This is a genomic window from Halomonas heilongjiangensis, from assembly GCF_002879645.1.
GTDB lineage: Bacteria > Pseudomonadota > Gammaproteobacteria > Pseudomonadales > Halomonadaceae > Halomonas > Halomonas heilongjiangensis.
Genome location: NZ_PNRE01000075.1, coordinates 1 through 14,828, shown reverse-complemented (window position 1 = coordinate 14,828; position 14,828 = coordinate 1). Strand labels below are relative to the sequence as shown.

Here is a 14,828-nt window from a genome sequence, read left to right as displayed (position 1 = left end):
GAGGAAGAAGGGGGGGACCGGGGCGCGGCTAGGGGTGACCGCGCAGCAGGGCCCGGCGCAAGGCGTGCAGCACCAGGGCGGCAGAAGCCGCGCCCAGGCCGTTGGCGAGGATGTCGTACCAGTCGCCGCCGCTGCGCCCGGGCACCGGGATCTGGGCGTACTCGATGACGATGCCGTAGAGCACGGCGACGGCGAAGGCGATCGGCAGGCGCACCCCGGCCAGCCCCATGAGCCCCGCCAGGCCGGCGTAACCGACGAAGTGGTTGGCCTTGTCCCAGGGCAGGCGCTCGGGCATCTCGCTGCCCGGCGTCAGGCTGCCCACCGCGATGGCGACCGCAGCCAGAACGGCCAGCGCCGCCCACAGGCGGCGCCACTTTCTATCCTCACCCCGGGCCAGCCGTCGCCACCCCTCAGCCATGCTGGATCTGGCGATGGTAGGCCGGGCTCAGCTCGTGCAGGGCCTCCATGAAGGCCGTGACACGGTCCGGGTCGGTGAACTGGCTGATGCCGTGGCCCAGGTTGAAGACGTGCCCCGGCCCCGTCCCGAAGCTGTCGAGGGTGCGCGCCACCTCGGCACGGATGGCCGTGGGGCGGGCGAACAGCACGTTGGGGTCCAGGTTGCCCTGCAGGGCGACACGATGCCCGACCCGGGCCCGCGCCTCGGAGAGCTCCGTGGTCCAGTCCAGCCCCAGGGCGTCGGCACCGGCCGTGGCCATGTCCTCGAGCCACTGGCCGCCGTTCTTGGTGAACAGGATCACCGGCACGCGCCTGCCCTCGTGCTCGCGGATCAGGCCGGCGACGATCTGCTCCATGTAGCGCAGCGAGAACTCCAGGTAGGCCGGCGTGGAGAGCACGCCGCCCCAGGTGTCGAAGATCTGCACCGCCTGGGCACCGGCACGGATCTGGGCATTCAGGTAGTCGGTGACCGCGGCGGCCAGCGTATCGAGCAGCCGGTGCATGGTGTCCGGGGCGTCGTAGAGCATCGCCTTGACGTGGCGGAAGTCCTTGCTGGAGCTGCCCTCGACCATGTAGGTGGCCAGCGTCCAGGGGCTGCCGGAGAAGCCGATGAGCGGCACGCGACCGTTCAGCTCGCGACGGATGGTGGCGACCGCCCGCATCACGTAGTCCAGGTCACGCTCGGCATCGGGAACGGCCAGCGCCTCGACGTCCGCGGTGGTGCGCACCGGCTTGCGGAATTTCGGCCCCTCGCCGGTTTCGAAGTAGAGCCCCAGCCCCATGGCATCGGGGATGGTCAGGATGTCCGAGAACAGGATCGCCGCATCCAGCGGATAGCGCTCCAGGGGCTGCAGGGTGACCTCGCAGGCGAGCTCGTGGTTGCGGCAGAGGTCCATGAAGTCGCCGGCCGCGGCGCGGGTCGCGCGATACTCCGGCAGGTAACGGCCGGCCTGACGCATCATCCACACCGGGGTGCGGTCCACCGGCTGACGCGCCAGGGCGCGCAGAAAGCGATCGTTGTTGAGTTCCATGCGGGCGGTCATCCACGGAAAATGTGGGCGTCATTGTACCCGAACATCGGCCCCCGGACATCGCGACCGGGGCGACACCCGTGAGCCCGTCGCGCCTTCCTGCTAGAATGGCGCTCCACCTGCCGGCACTGCCGTGGTCTGACACCGAGGTTACCCGTGACGATCCGATTCATCGCCGCCTCCCGGCTGCCCACCCCCTGGGCCACCTTCACCATGCATGGCTTCGAGGACGAGGCCACCGGCAAGGATCATATCGCCCTGACGCTGGGTGACGTGGCCGATGGCGAGCCGGTACTGGGACGGGTGCACTCCGAGTGCCTGACGGGAGACGCGCTGTTCTCGATGCGCTGCGATTGCGGCTACCAGTTGCAGGAGGCGCTCAAGCGCATCGCCGACGAAGGGCGCGGCGTGCTGCTCTACCTGCGCCAGGAGGGCCGCGGCATCGGCCTGCTCAACAAGATCCGTGCCTACCACCTGCAGGACCAGGGTGCCGACACCGTCGAGGCCAACGAGCAGCTGGGCTTCGGCGCCGACCTGCGCCGCTACGACCTCTGCGTCCCGATGCTCGACCACCTGGGCGTCAGCGGCCTCCGGCTGATGACCAACAACCCGCGCAAGGTCGATGCCCTGACCAAGGCCGGGGTCACCGTGGCGGAACGAGTGCCGCTGACCACGGGTCTCAATCCTCATAACGAGCACTATCTGTCCACCAAGGCCGGCAAGCTCGGCCACATGATGGCGCTGGGCGACTTCACCCAGGCCAGTGACGTGGATATCGAACGCAAGCCCTGAACCGATGGCCGGTGTCGGGGCCACTCCGGATCATGGAGGAGTCCCCCATGACTCACTCGGCACCGGAAGGCGAACACCACTACAGCGTCATCGAGGAGTTGCTGCACAGCATCAGCCACGGCATCGGCGCCGTCCTCAGCCTGGCCGGGGGCACGGTGCTGATCGTCCTGGCCAGCCTGGCCACCCAGATCGACCCCTGGAAGATCGTCGGCATCAGCCTCTATGGCACCACCCTGGTGCTGCTCTATACCTCCTCGACCCTCTACCACGGCGTCCGCCACCCTCGGCTGAAGCGCCTGTTCCAGCTGCTCGACCACTGCGCCATCTACCTGTTGATCGCCGGCACCTACACCCCCTTCCTGCTGGTCAACATGCGCGGCGCCACCGGCTGGACCCTGTTCACCATCGTCTGGTCCCTGGCGCTGGGCGGCATCGCCTGCAAGCTGCTCTGGCCCCATCGCTTCGCCGTGCTGCGCGTGACGATCTATCTGGTGATGGGCTGGCTGGTCGTCTTCGCCGGCGACGAGCTGGCGGCGAGCCTCCCGTCGACCGGCATCGCCCTGCTGGTCGCCGGCGGCATCACCTATACCCTCGGCGTGGTCTTCTATGCGATCCAGGCGATCCCCTTCAACCACGCCATCTGGCACCTGTTCGTCCTCGGCGGCAGCACCTGCCACTACTTCGCGGTCTATGCCGCCGTACTGCCCTTCGGGGCCTGAGGATTCACCGCTCAGGTCGGCTCGGCGGCCTGCTGCTCGCGCTCGACGGCCCTGCCCAGCGCAGGCCGCGACACGCAGCGCTGGCGATAGGCCTCCAGTGACTCCGGCAGGCGGTGCTTGAACTTCACGCCCCAGCTCAGGGTATGGCCCATCAGCAGGTCCGCCACGGTGAAGCGCTCCCCCACCAGCCAGCCCTCGCCGTCGAAGCGCCGCTCCAGCGCCGCCAGGGCCCTCTGGAACTCCCAGGCCGCGGAGGGCAGCACCGCCGGCACCCGCCGCTCGCTCGGCAGGGCGAACGTGTGCTTGCCCTGGGTCCAGAGCGGTTGTTCGAGCTCGCCGATCACGAAGCTCAGCCACTGATCGACCCGGGCCCGGTCCTCGACCGACGCCGGCAGCAAGCCGCCCGGCTCGCCATAACGTTCGGCCAGGTAGCGACAGATCGCCGAGGACTCGAACAGCGTCAGCTCGCCATCCCGAAGCACCGGCACCTTGCCGTCGGGATGGCGCGCCAGGTGGGCCTCGCCCCGCCCCTCGCCGGCCCGCATGTCGACATGCCGGTAGTCATACTCGAGCCCCAGCTCCTCGAGGGTCCAGGCCACCCGCAGCGAGCGGGACGAGGGAAAGCCGTACAGCGTGATCATCCTGGTCACTCCTTCGACGTGAAGGGGGGCAACAAACCGCTTCCGATACGCTAACAGCGTACCGGACGCACGGGAACCGTTCCCCGGCCGGCTAGCCTCGACACCGCAACCGCTCCAGTCGCGCGTAGAGGTACTCGGTGAAGAAACCGTGCATCAGGAAGCGCTGGCTCAGGTTCCACGGGCCGACCAGATAGTGCGGGTGCTTGTTGTAGGCCATCTCGGCCAGGCTCGGGTCGCCGATCAACTGGCCGATGCGGATCGCGATCGACTGGTCGAGGTTGAAGCCGTTGATGGCGTCACGGTACTCCTCGCGGGTCAGCAGCAGGCAGAACAGGCACATGAACAGCGCGTGGGCGCTCTCGAAGTCCAGCACCTGGGTGCGCTTGCACGGCGCCTCGCCAACCGCCCCCTCCAGCGGGCGCCAGTGCCGCCAGCTGATGGCGTGCGTCGACAGCGGCGCCGCGGGAGGCCGCCAGGGGCCCAGTTCCTCGATGACCCGGAACAGCTCCTGGTCGTGCTTGACGAAGCTGGCGTCGAGCATGTCGTCGATACGGCGGGGGTAGAGCGTCAGGGGCTCGACCCCGAGTTCCTCGCTGTTGTCGATGAGGAAGTTGAGGACATTGGATTCGGTGGCGAAGTGACGAAGGATCAGCCGGTTGGCGTGCGGGCTGACGAAGTGGGTGCAGAAGGCGCAGATCAGCCGCTGCAGCAGCCCATGGGCGCGGAACTGGGGCAGCGGCAGGCGCTTCACGAACCAGATCAGGTGCAGCAGCATCGCCAGCAGGAACTGCAGCAGCGGGCGCAGCGACCAGCGCGTCGGGGTCTCGATATCGTTCAGCCACAGCCGCACCGCCTCGGGCTCGATGGGCAGGGAGTCGTCGACTGCCAGGGCCCGCAGGAAGGGACTGCGGGGCCTGTTCCCGGTATCAGCCATGGTCGATCTCCTCCAGCTGCAGGGCATAGAGCCGCGCCACCACCCGTGCGGTGCGCAGGATCGACTGCAGGTCGCGCTGCGTGCGGCACACCCGGTCGATCAACGCGTAGAGCTTGTCCAGGTGGGCGTCGTCGTTCTCGCCGTGGTAGCGCATGAAGGTGGTATCGCGGCCGTCGCCGTCGGTGGCCTCGTCGATCCGTCGGGCCCAGTCACCGGCCATCTTCTGGCCCAGCCCCTCGATGATCCACATGGCACCGATCAGGTCGACGGGGTTGGGCTGGCTGGCGCGGTACATCATGAAGGCGTGCAACGCCTCGCTGCCGGCATTGCGCTGCGCCTCCCGGATCTCGTCCGGCTCACCGCCCGCGGCGACGAAGTCGGCTTCCAGCATCTCGTAGTCGCGGTGCTCCTCCCGGGCGTGGCCGATGACCATCGAGCGCACATCGGCGAAGTCGCGGTCGAAACTCGAGGCCCCGCGGGTGATCCAGCGTGCCCCTTCGATCACCTGCTGGCGCAGATGCAGCAACAGCGTACGGTAGTCCGCCCGGGTGAACCTGCCGCGTTCCAGACGCTGGATGACCGGCACCCGGCCCAGCTGGCGCTCGAAATCGAACCAGACGCGCATCAGGCCCTGAAGACACTCCTGACCCACCCGGGTGGTGACCTTGCTTTCCATGGCTACTCCTCCACGACCGTCAGTTGCATGTAGACGTTATTGAACCGGCCGCTCTCCGGCACCATGCACAGGAGGGTATCGCCGGCCCGGTAGTGCTGGGTGCGGCGGAACTCGTCGAGCATGATGAACAGCGAGGCGCAGCCGGTATTTCCCCGGGTATAGAGGTTGGTGTACCACTTCGCTTCGGGAATGGCCGCCCCGGCCTGGGTCAACATGTCGAAGATCCTGCCGCGGAAATAGTGCGATGAATAATGGCAGAGCACGTGATCGACCCTGTCCACCGCGACCCGCCCCTCGTCGATCAGCCGCAGCAGCCCGTCGACGCCGAGCTTGACGATGTTGTCGAGCAGGCGGACGTCCTGGCGGATCAGCAGGGCCCCGGCGGCCTCCGCCTCGGCGTAGGTGGGGAAGTCCTGCCAGCTCCTGGCCTCGCCGGCGGCGGCCGCCTGGCCGACGCTCATGCACACCGGATAGGCGTCGGCGTGGGAGAACCCGCGAATCCAGTCGATGCGAAAGCAGCGCTGGCGCGGGACGTTTTCCAGCAGCAGGGCACCCGCGCCGTCCGACAGCATCCAGCGCAGGAACTCGGCATTGAAATCGACCTCCTCCGCCACCGCCTCGTAGCGGCTGGCCTTGAACAGGCGCGACGCCAGCTCGCTGGCGACCACCAGGGCGTTGGCGTGCTCCCCGGCCTTGAGGCCGGTGAAGGCGGCCTTCAGCGCCATCATGCTGCTCGAGCAGATGCCGTGGCTGCTGTGCAGCTCCACGCCGGACACGCCCAGCTCCGCCTGCACCATGCTGCCGAAACCGGGCAGCACCAGGTCGCCCTGGCTGGTGGCCACGCTCAGCATGCCGAGCCGCGACTTGCCCAGGTAACCCTCGTCGAGACACGCCTGACCGGCCCGCGCCGCCATTTCGCTATTGCTGATGGTGGTGTTGTGGTCGGCATCGATGGCGTAGTGGCGCTGCCGGATGCCGTTGGACTGCAGGATCCGGCGCTTCAGGCGGCTCGGCTTGCCGTTGACCAGGCCGAGCACCGCCTCGATCCGTTCGTTGTCCACGGGGTCGCCCGGCAGGTAGTGCCCGGTGCTGGTGATATAGACGCTCACGAGGGTTGGCTCCCGTGCTTCAGGGCGTGGCGCAGACAGCGCAGGTTCTCTTCCAGGTAGGGAAAGACGCACAGCAGCGCCATGAACGTCAGGTAGTAGGGCAGGTAGCGCTCCCCGCCATGGGGCACGTCCAGGGGCACCAGCCGCAGCTGGCCCTGCCAGGCGAAGGTCACCAGATCCACCACCACCGGCCAGTTGATGACCATGATCATCGCCAGCATGTAGAGCGGCAGGCTGGCCAGGTAGCTGTGGGCGTGCATTTCCCAGATGCTGATACGCCGGCGTGGCGCCGCATAGTGAACGTCCCAGTGGGCCACCGCCTCATGCAGCACCCAGGCCAGCAGGCAGATCAGCAGGACCAGGACATTGATGCGGAAGAGCAGGCAGACAATGATGGGGATACCGACCTGAAGGCCCATCAACGAATGCATCAGCGACTCCTTCAGGCCCGACGTCTCCTCGATGCGGGTGGCCCGGTGACAGCACCAGTCGGCGAAGCCGGCGAGCCCCCACAGGGGCAGGAAGACGTACAGCAGCACATGGATCAGCAGTACCTGGGTATCCATGGGAAGTTCCTCGGGTTCGGCACGATGGAGGGGGGTCTTGCATGGCGCCGGGGTTTCATGGAAGATGTTAGGAAACGGTGTTCGAAAACCATCTTAGCCAAGCACCGGGCTTTTGCAAGGGCCGATCGAAAATGAACAGTGCACCCCGGAACGCCAGCCGCCAGACACGCCAGGACAGGGCCGGCAGCGACACGCGCGCCAGGGACCGCTACCCCGATGCGCTGCGCGCCGGCGCGTTGCTGGTGGTGGTGTTCGGCCACTGGATCGCCACCCTGCCCCGGCTCGAAAACGGCCTGATGACCACGACCGACCACCTGCTGCTGGTGTGGACGGGCGCCGGCGTGCTCACCTGGGTACTGCAGGTCGTCCCGCTGTTCGTGTTCGTCTCGGCCGCGGTGAGCGCGGACGGCGCCCGGCGCCGGCTGGAGCAGGGCCATCGCCAACTGCACTGGTGGGCGGGCCGGGCGCTGGGGCTCGCTCGTCCCACCGTCACCTACCTGGCGGTGCTGGTGGCCTTCGTCGTCCTCGCCGCCTATACCGGGGGCCGGCTGCTCGGCCCCCTCAACCACTCGCTGACCGTTCATCTGTGGTTCCTGATGATGCTGCTGGGGGTGCAGGCGCTGCTGCCGCTCAGCGTCTGGGCCGATCGCCGCTGGGGGCTCAAGGCCGTGGCGGGCCTGCTGCTGATCGCCGCCACGGTCGACGTCCTGCGCGCCGGCCTCGCAGCACCCGCCGACCTGCTGGAGCTGGGCACACGGGTCACCGGCAACGGCGGCGGCATCGGTTGGCTCAACGCCGCCGTCGTCTGGCTGCTGCCGCAGCAGCTCGGCATCGCCTGGAAGCGCGGCCGCTTCTCCGGCCTGGGCACCGGCCTCGCCCTGCTGCTGCTGGGGCTGCTGTGGCTGGCCGCCGCGGTGGCCTCCGGCTACCCCGTCGCCATGGTCGATGGCGCGTTCGGCGCCCCCAGCAACCTGCTCCCGCCCACCCTGGCCCTGGTGGGCGTGATGTGGGTGCAGGTGGGCGCGGTGCTCGCCTGCGAAGGCCCGGTACGGCGCCTGCTGGAGCGCCGCCGGGTCGACAGGGTGGTGACGATCCTCGGCGCCCTGGGCATGCCGCTCTACCTCTGGCACAAGCTCGCCGAGCTGCCGGCGGCCTGGCTGGGCGAGCGCCTCGGCCTGCCCATCGACGCCGGCATACCGGGCGAAGTGGGCTTCTGGCTCGGCCGCCTGTGGTGGATCCTGCTGTGCATCGTGTCCGTCGCCCCGGTGATGGTCGCGGTGGTGACCTTCGAGATGAGCCGCAAGCGCGACGTGGTCTCGGCCACCGGCACCCCGGTGATTCTGGCCGGGGGCGCGGCACTACTGGGCGGCATCATCGTCAGCCTGGCGCTCGGTGCCCTGCCCGGCGCCATCGTCGGCCTGGCCGGCGTGGCCGCCGCCTCCTGGCTGCTGCGCGCCCATCCGCAACCGGCGCGGGGGTCATGGCCCCCACCGAGCCGGCAGGAGCCCTGACAGGAGGCACGGGGCGCGGGCATGGTCGACCCCCCTCCAAGGGTTGGCTCCACCGAAACGGGGCGACGCCAATGGGTGTGGATAACGTGACACTTGGGTTATCCACACCCGGGAGCGCTACGCCTCGACTCCCTGGCGACGATAAGCCTCGGCGAAGATCTCTTCGATGGAACGATGTGGGGTTTCCTCGCGCAGTCTGCGCACCTCGGCTGACAGTCGCACCAGCTCCTCGCTGGGCTTGGCCCACTGTTCCTTGGGCAGTGGTTTGGACCACTCCTCCACCTCAGGCAGTCTCTGTTGAGACTGCTGCCGTTGGATAGCCTTGTGCTCCCGCTCGGCAAGATACCCGGGCAGGGTCCAAAGGGTAAGCGCATGGTAGAAATACCACCCCGCCGCATAGAAATAGCGCCAGAGAGAGGGGCTCTCACGCAGACTCTCGTGAAGCTTACGCTGGGCATTGCGGATGGTATGCACACCCAGATAAGGCGGATCGCCGGGTTCCCTCAGCCCCAGAGGATCCTGCACCTCATCCAGGCTGTGCAGCTCGTGCTCCATATAGGCGCGCAACACCTCCCATTCCCCGAGGGACAGGGCCATGCCTGCCATGCGACCTTCCGTCTTGAGCCACTTGCCCGTCTCGGGATGAGCATAGCCGATTCCCAGCCCGTACTGTTGAGTGGTGCCGTACTGGGTCGCCCCATACCCCTCCACGGCCCAGGCCATCAGCGACTCCCAAGGTACGATTACCGGCTCCTCGACCTCATGCCCCAGGCGCTGTTCCTTGACTATAAAGCACACCTCGCGGCGCTGGCGGTGGAAGCGTATTGGCACGGCCTTCAAATAATTTCGATGCGTTCTACGAATAGAGAACCACGACATCAGGAATCCTGCCCCCCCCCCCATAACAGCCACTCCGAGCAGGATCTGATACCCTTGCCAATCCATAATGGAAATCAGCAACAAGGGAACCATTACAAGACTAAAAAAGATAAAGAACAGGGGCACACCAATGGCGAATTGATAGCCAAAAACATTAGGTGAACCGACCCCATAATCGAGCCAGGCATCGTTCATCTCGCCGACAACTCGACTGAAGTCCACCGGCGACAGGTCGGTGGGCAGTGGCAGCGGTGCCAGATAAGTGATCTTGCTGGTACCGATGCGCTCGATATCGCCAGCTCGGTGGGGCTGGCCTGGCGTCGGCTCGGGAAGCGGTTCGGTTTGTGTCTTTTTCGCCATTAGCTGCTCAATCGTTTCTTGTGGCTGGAGCCGCGATGACCCGGCCATCGATTTCAAACCATTCGCTGCGGGCGGAGCCGGGACTAAGCCCGCTTTCCGGAACATAGCGATGCTTGGTGCCAGTACCCCGCCCATGGCGGGGACGAATCAGAATAAACTGCTCGTCGGAACGGTGACCGCCCTGGGCATCCGGCCGAGAGTAGCGTACCCCCACCATATAGCGCACCTTACCGCGCTCCTCAGGGGGCGTCTCACCAACAACAACCAAGCCGGGATGTTCTTGCGGGGCGGTGGAAACCACAAGCCCATTAGCCCACGCCTCAGTGATCTCCTCCCAATGGGTCGATGTCCAGCGTCCACGTGGACCAGCGGGTGTGAGGCGCCAAACCTTCAGCGACAGGCGCAGCGGAGGCTCGCCACCCAGAACATCTAGCAGGGCCGGCGACACATTGGGCATATGCAGGGCAATCATATACTTCGTCGGATTACGAATGCCCTCAGTCAGGCTATCGAACCAGGCCGGCAGAAAAGTCTCGCCGTAGTGTGCTTCTACCATGGCATGCGTAGGTTGCAGCACGTTCTCGAGGGATTGCAGATAGTGCTCCAGCGGCTGGCCATCGGGGCCTTCGAACTCGTTCCCCCAGGTTGAGTCGAGTAGCCATTGGTCATGCTTGCCAAGATTGTAGCGGTTGTACATCCAGGTCCCGGCCAGCTCCAAGGCGGTAAATGCAAGGCCGAACAAATTGATACGCCAGAACAGCTTGCCTAGATGCTTTCCAGCGGCGGCCCAAGTCGTGACGCCGTTGCGCACGTCACGGAGAGTGCCTATGGTAGTAAGGAAACCATGGCCATGGGCGCCCATCATACCGAGATTCCCGCTTATGGCTGTCACCGCGCCCAGCGTGGCTTGTGATTGGCCACTACGTACCGAGTCAGCAAGGTTGCCGCTATTGCTTATCAGACCCAGTCCCGCAGCGGCAAAGCCAAAGAGGTAGCCGGTGCCGCCCAGACCAAGATGCATCATCCCTAAACGGGCGCTGATCGTGCCGGTGCCCAGGACTTCCCCCAAGGCCCTGGCCTGACGTTCCAGTACTGTATGCCCGATACCTTGTGCGGTAAGAAATCCAGCCGCTCCGGTCGCAAAAACAGAATTAAAAACATTCAACCAGGCTTGCCTACGCACCTCCGAGGGGGCATGACTGGGGAGTTCGTTTAAAACTCGGAAAGCCTGCACGAGGTTCACCGCCTGGGCCACGAAGATTGCCAGGCTCAAGCCATCTCCAGTGACATTCATTACGTTGGCCGTGCTCGAAATGCCCATGCGGAAGTTGCGAACCAATCGGCTCACTTCACGCTGCTGGGCGGCCGGCAGCACCAAGGTGATGCCGGCGCGGGCCCTGTCCAGGGAGGGGTCCTCCACCGCTGCCATCAATTGGGCTCTTTCCTCGGAAGGCATCTCGACCGGACTCAGCGACTCGGCCAGGAGCTGCTCATAGCGGTTCAGCGCGACCTGGATGCCGTTCTTTTCATGCTTCAGGGCCAGTACTTGCCGAGAGTTGTGCCCACTCGCCCGCTGCGACTGGCGGATCTGGTTGTTGAGCGCGCGCAAGTTCTCGCGCAAGCTCAAAACACGGTTCAGGGCGCGCTTGAAGGCATCCAGCTCTTCGACACTGGCCAAGTGGAAGGTCAGGTTGCCCCGACGCGCGGCATCAATCAAACGGGGTCCCAGCACCTTGGGTATCTCGCTGCTGCGAAACAACGCCTCGACACTAGGCATCTGTCCGCGACCTTCCAATGCCTCGGAGACCGCTGTCATGGCCCGGTCGATACCCACGCTGATGGCTGGGGTCAGGTTAGCGCGAACCCCATCGGCAGCGGACTTGGAGTCTCCCCCCAAGGCATCCACATCCGGCAGCTTTCCCTCTTCCATGGCAACCAATTGGCCGATCCATTCGGCCATTTTCGACAGCATCCCGTGGCCGATTCCATAGAGGCTGACATAGTCGCGCCTCAGCGCCGTGCCCTCGGCCACCGACAGGGAGTAAAACATTGGTCGATCGAAGTAGGGGTGGGCTTGCAGCCAGGCGAAGATTCGCTCGTTGGCCTCGTCGCTGCGCCCTATATCACGAGTTACCGCGTATTCGGCACAAAAGGCCGCTTTCACCTGGGCCTCGTCCTGGGGATCGAAGTACCAGGCGGCTTTTTGGAAACGGGTGTTGCACAACATGTCGGCGCGATCAGCGGTAATGCGCTCTAGCAGTCCGTTCCACCGTGACAGTTTCACGCGCTGTTCGGCTAGGAAGGCGTCCATCTCTTCCCGTCGAACCAGGTCATTGATACCTCGTTGGCCTAATTTGGCACCGTGGAGCATGTCTCTGACCCGTTGACGCTGCTCCAGTCGGAGCCCGATCAGGCTGTCAAGGTGGTTCTCCACGAACTCGGGATCCGCCCCGCTCAGCATGCGGCGGGTACTCTCTCTGTGGAGCATGGCCTGGCGCTGGGATTGTAACCTTAGACGTGCCAAGTCGGACGAGACTCCATGGCCCACGCTAGGCCGTATAGCTGCAACCTGGCTGTCCAACGAACTCAATTCATCCTGTTGCTCTCTGGATAGACTGGTCTCGTCCACCCCAGGCAATGGACCCTCATGGTTGAGGTAATCGGTGACCTCCTGACGGGTCACCGCATCGTCTAGTTCGTCGAGGTCGTTCCATAGGTCTTCGCGCTCCGTCTCCTGATCCAACTCAGCCAGAGCATCCAGCGCCTCTGGGGAGAGCTCGGGAACCGACTCAATATAACTGCCTAACACATAATCGCGCCTGGTCTTATTGCCTTTCTCCTCCGTCCATTCCTCGATCCACCCCACTACGTTGTCTTGGAACATAGCCAGGTCGCGCATGACACCGATATCATCGCGCACGACCAGGCACAGGCACTCGTCGCGATCCTCGACCTTGTGCTGCTTGAGCAGTTTTCCAAGACGGGACTTGTGGTAGTAGTGATCGTTTTCCCAGTGGTAGGCCTCGCCTTCCTGCTCGTGGCCGCCTTCGGGTTGTTCCAGCTCGGCATCTTCGGCGAATTCGGCCACCCACTCTTCTGCCTGGACAGTGGTGATCAGGTGTTCCCCGCCACCGGAAACGGGATTGGCTCCCGAGAGATCCACGGCCTGCATGAAGGCGTCGCGATCCGCTTCGCTCTGCTGCACCTGGGCACGCTTGGCGTCGGTCCACTGCACTTCGGAGAAGCAGACGTAGAGGGTCCGATCCGTCTCGTACTCGAGCTTGCCGCCGGTGATCTTATCGCCTTGGTCACGAAACTCGTATTCGGCGAGGTCGTTGGTTTCACCATCGAGCACATAGAGATAGCCGTTACGCAGCAGGCGAATGCCAAGAGGCCGCGCACTCAAGGTGTAGGGAGTCGAGCACCCGGGCACCAGCTCCTCGACCAGGCCATAGCGTAGAGGCAGCAGTTGAACCTTGCCGTTGATCAACGGGCAGGTGGCGCCCTCGTCGCTGTCGCGGCACGGCAGTTCATACGCCGCCAGTGCTCCATCACCGCGGTCATTATTGGGTCGCTCGAATGCGGACATATGACATGCTCCCTATGTCATGACGGGGGATTGATGAGTGTTGGCCGCTTTCAGGGCGGCCTCGAGACGCTCGAGGCTGCTGATATGCTTCGCCGTGAGCCAGCGGTAGGCGGGGGTATCGGTGGCGCGATCGCTCCAGGTGGTGAAGCCGAGACGGGCCATCAGGGCGCATAGCAGCGCCCATTCTCGCGGCGAGGTGAAGCCCATGTCACGGGCTTCACGCACGATCTCGAGGAGTTGGACATGACGCTGCGGCCGGCTCGTCTCCATCAGCCAGCCAGCGCAGTGCTGGTCGACAAAACCCATTAACTGCCGGGCATGCCGGCGCAGGTCGCAGGCCTGCAGCCGTTGAAGTTGAGCCTCGGATAGGCGATAGCCTGCCGAGGTAGGCGCCAGTGGGGGCGCTTCGTCCTCAGCCGGCACCCAGCTCTGCCACGCCTCGGCCACGGCATCCGGCAGCACCAGGCGCTCGATGGGCCCCCACGGCACCAAGGCCGGCGTACTACCCTCCTGCAACAGAGCAGCGATGACCGCCGGGTCGGCAAGCCGAAGCAGCATGGGCACGTCGAGCGGATGGCGCACCAGGATCAGGCTGCGCAAATGGTCTGCGACCTCGGTGAGGCTGGCTCCGCTCTCGACCAGATAGCCCCACTCCGGCTCCAGGCCATCGGCGAGGAAAGCCTGGAGCACCGGATCATCCAATCCTTTCAGCTGCACCAACCAGGGGGATACGTCTTTCACCTCGGCCCAAGGGGTGCCGGCGTAGAGCAGGTCTGCCACCAGCCTGCCTTCGGACCATTCATAGAGCCGGCGAGGCAGTTCCTGCACTCGTATGCCATCGAGGAGCAGATAAACCTGCTTCTCGACGGGCCAGGCCCATCCACCCCCCGATAGTCCCGACGTCAACGGCCAGTGTTCCATCATGGTCTTCAACCGCTGTTGCCCGATTCACACACTGGACACAAGGCCTGCTGCTGCAACAGTGCCGCGTGCTGTGGCGCCTGCACCGGGGTGAACTGGGGCGCCGCCTCCACCTCCCTCGGCAACACCGGCCCCTGGGCCGCCTGGCCGGAGCCGGAGCCTGGGCTGCCGCCAGAGTTGATCTTGACGCTGGCGCCGACGATGGTCACGCCGCTGGGGTCGAGCTTGATGAAGCTGCCGCCGGCCTGGAGGGTGATCTCGGCGCCGGCTTCGATCACGACCTTCATGCCCGCCTGGTGGTGGATCTCCTGGCCGGCCTCGACGAGCTGGGCGCGGCCGGTCTTCTCGTGGCGGGTGGCGTCGACGATCAGGTGGTCGTCGCCGTCGACCTGGGTGTGGCGCTGCCCATGCACGGTCAGGTGGTCGTCGCTGTGGATCTCGCTCACGCGATCGTGATGCACGGTAAGGTGGCTGTCGTTGCCGATCTCCTCGGTGCGGTCGTTGTTGGTGAGAAGTTCGAGGTCCTTCTGGGCGTGCAGCCAGATCTGTTCCCGCTCGGCCTGGTCCTCGAAGCGCAGTTCGTTGAAGCCGTCGCCCTGGTGGCTCTGGGTGCGCAGCACCGTGCGGGTCTTGTGCTCGGGCAG

At 65.4% G+C, this 14,828-nt stretch carries 14 protein-coding genes; 3 read left to right on the top strand and 11 right to left on the bottom strand.

The window, feature by feature from the left end:
- Positions 1–28: 28 nt before the first annotated feature.
- Positions 29–418, bottom strand: coding sequence for a VanZ family protein (locus C1H66_RS16585; protein ID WP_102628989.1), 390 nt, complete (start codon positions 416–418; stop codon positions 29–31).
- On the bottom strand, positions 411–1,487 hold the full coding sequence (gene hemE / locus C1H66_RS16580) for a uroporphyrinogen decarboxylase (RefSeq protein ID WP_102628988.1): 1,077 nt from the start codon (positions 1,485–1,487) through the stop codon (positions 411–413). The genes C1H66_RS16585 and hemE overlap by 8 nt, the downstream gene beginning before the upstream one ends.
- A gap of 156 nt (positions 1,488–1,643) precedes the next feature.
- Between hemE and ribA the strand changes: the two genes are divergently transcribed.
- Positions 1,644–2,279: a GTP cyclohydrolase II gene (gene ribA, locus C1H66_RS16575; RefSeq protein WP_102628987.1), complete on the top strand. Its 636-nt coding sequence runs from the start codon at positions 1,644–1,646 to the stop codon at positions 2,277–2,279.
- A 47-nt stretch (positions 2,280–2,326) separates the two neighbouring features.
- Positions 2,327–2,998, top strand: a complete 672-nt coding sequence (gene trhA, locus C1H66_RS16570) for a PAQR family membrane homeostasis protein TrhA (RefSeq protein ID WP_102628986.1) — start codon at positions 2,327–2,329, stop codon at positions 2,996–2,998.
- An 11-nt stretch (positions 2,999–3,009) separates the two neighbouring features.
- Here the strand turns inward: trhA and C1H66_RS16565 are convergent, their stop codons facing one another.
- From C1H66_RS16565 to C1H66_RS16545, 5 genes are all read right to left on the bottom strand, one after another.
- Positions 3,010–3,639, bottom strand: a complete 630-nt coding sequence (locus C1H66_RS16565) for a glutathione S-transferase family protein (RefSeq protein WP_102628985.1) — start codon at positions 3,637–3,639, stop codon at positions 3,010–3,012.
- 91 nt (positions 3,640–3,730) lie between these two features.
- Positions 3,731–4,573, bottom strand: coding sequence for a DUF6999 family protein (locus tag C1H66_RS16560; protein ID WP_102628984.1), 843 nt, complete (start codon positions 4,571–4,573; stop codon positions 3,731–3,733).
- Positions 4,566–5,249 (bottom strand): iron-containing redox enzyme family protein, encoded by a 684-nt coding sequence (locus C1H66_RS16555; protein ID WP_102628983.1) that lies wholly within the window; start codon positions 5,247–5,249, stop codon positions 4,566–4,568. The genes C1H66_RS16560 and C1H66_RS16555 overlap by 8 nt, the downstream gene beginning before the upstream one ends.
- 2 nt (positions 5,250–5,251) lie before the next feature.
- Complete coding sequence (locus tag C1H66_RS16550) at positions 5,252–6,358, bottom strand: beta-ketoacyl-ACP synthase III (protein WP_102628982.1); 1,107 nt, start codon at positions 6,356–6,358, stop codon at positions 5,252–5,254.
- Positions 6,355–6,924 (bottom strand): diguanylate cyclase, encoded by a 570-nt coding sequence (locus C1H66_RS16545; protein WP_102628981.1) that lies wholly within the window; start codon positions 6,922–6,924, stop codon positions 6,355–6,357. Before C1H66_RS16545 ends, C1H66_RS16550 begins: the two co-directional genes overlap by 4 nt.
- 131 nt (positions 6,925–7,055) lie before the next feature.
- Here C1H66_RS16545 and C1H66_RS16540 point away from each other — a divergent pair, with 131 nt between their 5' ends.
- Positions 7,056–8,435, top strand: a complete 1,380-nt coding sequence (locus tag C1H66_RS16540; RefSeq protein ID WP_102628980.1) for an acyltransferase family protein — start codon at positions 7,056–7,058, stop codon at positions 8,433–8,435.
- Between the two features lie 117 nt (positions 8,436–8,552).
- On the opposite strand, the gene C1H66_RS23280 is transcribed toward C1H66_RS16540, so the two are convergent.
- The 4 genes from C1H66_RS23280 to C1H66_RS16520 form a co-directional block, all read right to left on the bottom strand.
- Positions 8,553–9,674: a hypothetical protein gene (locus tag C1H66_RS23280; protein WP_240618368.1), complete on the bottom strand. Its 1,122-nt coding sequence runs from the start codon at positions 9,672–9,674 to the stop codon at positions 8,553–8,555.
- Between the two features lie 7 nt (positions 9,675–9,681).
- A complete protein-coding gene (locus C1H66_RS16530) occupies positions 9,682–13,263 on the bottom strand; it encodes a toxin VasX (protein ID WP_102628979.1) in 3,582 nt (1,193 codons plus the stop codon).
- 12 nt (positions 13,264–13,275) lie between these two features.
- The gene (locus C1H66_RS16525; protein ID WP_102628978.1) at positions 13,276–14,187 is read right to left on the bottom strand and encodes a DUF4123 domain-containing protein; all 912 of its coding nucleotides are present in this window, start codon (positions 14,185–14,187) and stop codon (positions 13,276–13,278) included.
- 5 nt (positions 14,188–14,192) lie between these two features.
- On the bottom strand, positions 14,193–14,828 hold a 636-nt coding region (locus tag C1H66_RS16520; protein ID WP_423133104.1), incomplete at its 5' end, for a bacteriophage T4 gp5 trimerisation domain-containing protein.

Excerpts from the sequence above, each read along its gene's own strand:
- trhA (WP_102628986.1), top strand. The coding sequence starts at position 2,327 with ATGACTCACTCGGCACCGGAAGGCGAACACCACTACAGCGTCATCGAG.
- C1H66_RS16560 (WP_102628984.1), bottom strand. The coding sequence starts at position 4,573 with ATGGCTGATACCGGGAACAGGCCCCGCAGTCCCTTCCTGCGGGCCCTG.
- C1H66_RS16545 (WP_102628981.1), bottom strand. The coding sequence starts at position 6,924 with ATGGATACCCAGGTACTGCTGATCCATGTGCTGCTGTACGTCTTCCTG.
- C1H66_RS16585 (WP_102628989.1), bottom strand. The coding sequence starts at position 418 with ATGGCTGAGGGGTGGCGACGGCTGGCCCGGGGTGAGGATAGAAAGTGG.
- C1H66_RS23280 (WP_240618368.1), bottom strand. The coding sequence starts at position 9,674 with ATGGCGAAAAAGACACAAACCGAACCGCTTCCCGAGCCGACGCCAGGC.
- C1H66_RS16540 (WP_102628980.1), top strand. The coding sequence starts at position 7,056 with ATGAACAGTGCACCCCGGAACGCCAGCCGCCAGACACGCCAGGACAGG.
- hemE (WP_102628988.1), bottom strand. The coding sequence starts at position 1,487 with ATGGAACTCAACAACGATCGCTTTCTGCGCGCCCTGGCGCGTCAGCCG.
- C1H66_RS16530 (WP_102628979.1), bottom strand. The coding sequence starts at position 13,263 with ATGTCCGCATTCGAGCGACCCAATAATGACCGCGGTGATGGAGCACTG.
- C1H66_RS16555 (WP_102628983.1), bottom strand. The coding sequence starts at position 5,249 with ATGGAAAGCAAGGTCACCACCCGGGTGGGTCAGGAGTGTCTTCAGGGC.
- C1H66_RS16565 (WP_102628985.1), bottom strand. The coding sequence starts at position 3,639 with ATGATCACGCTGTACGGCTTTCCCTCGTCCCGCTCGCTGCGGGTGGCC.
- C1H66_RS16525 (WP_102628978.1), bottom strand. The coding sequence starts at position 14,187 with ATGATGGAACACTGGCCGTTGACGTCGGGACTATCGGGGGGTGGATGG.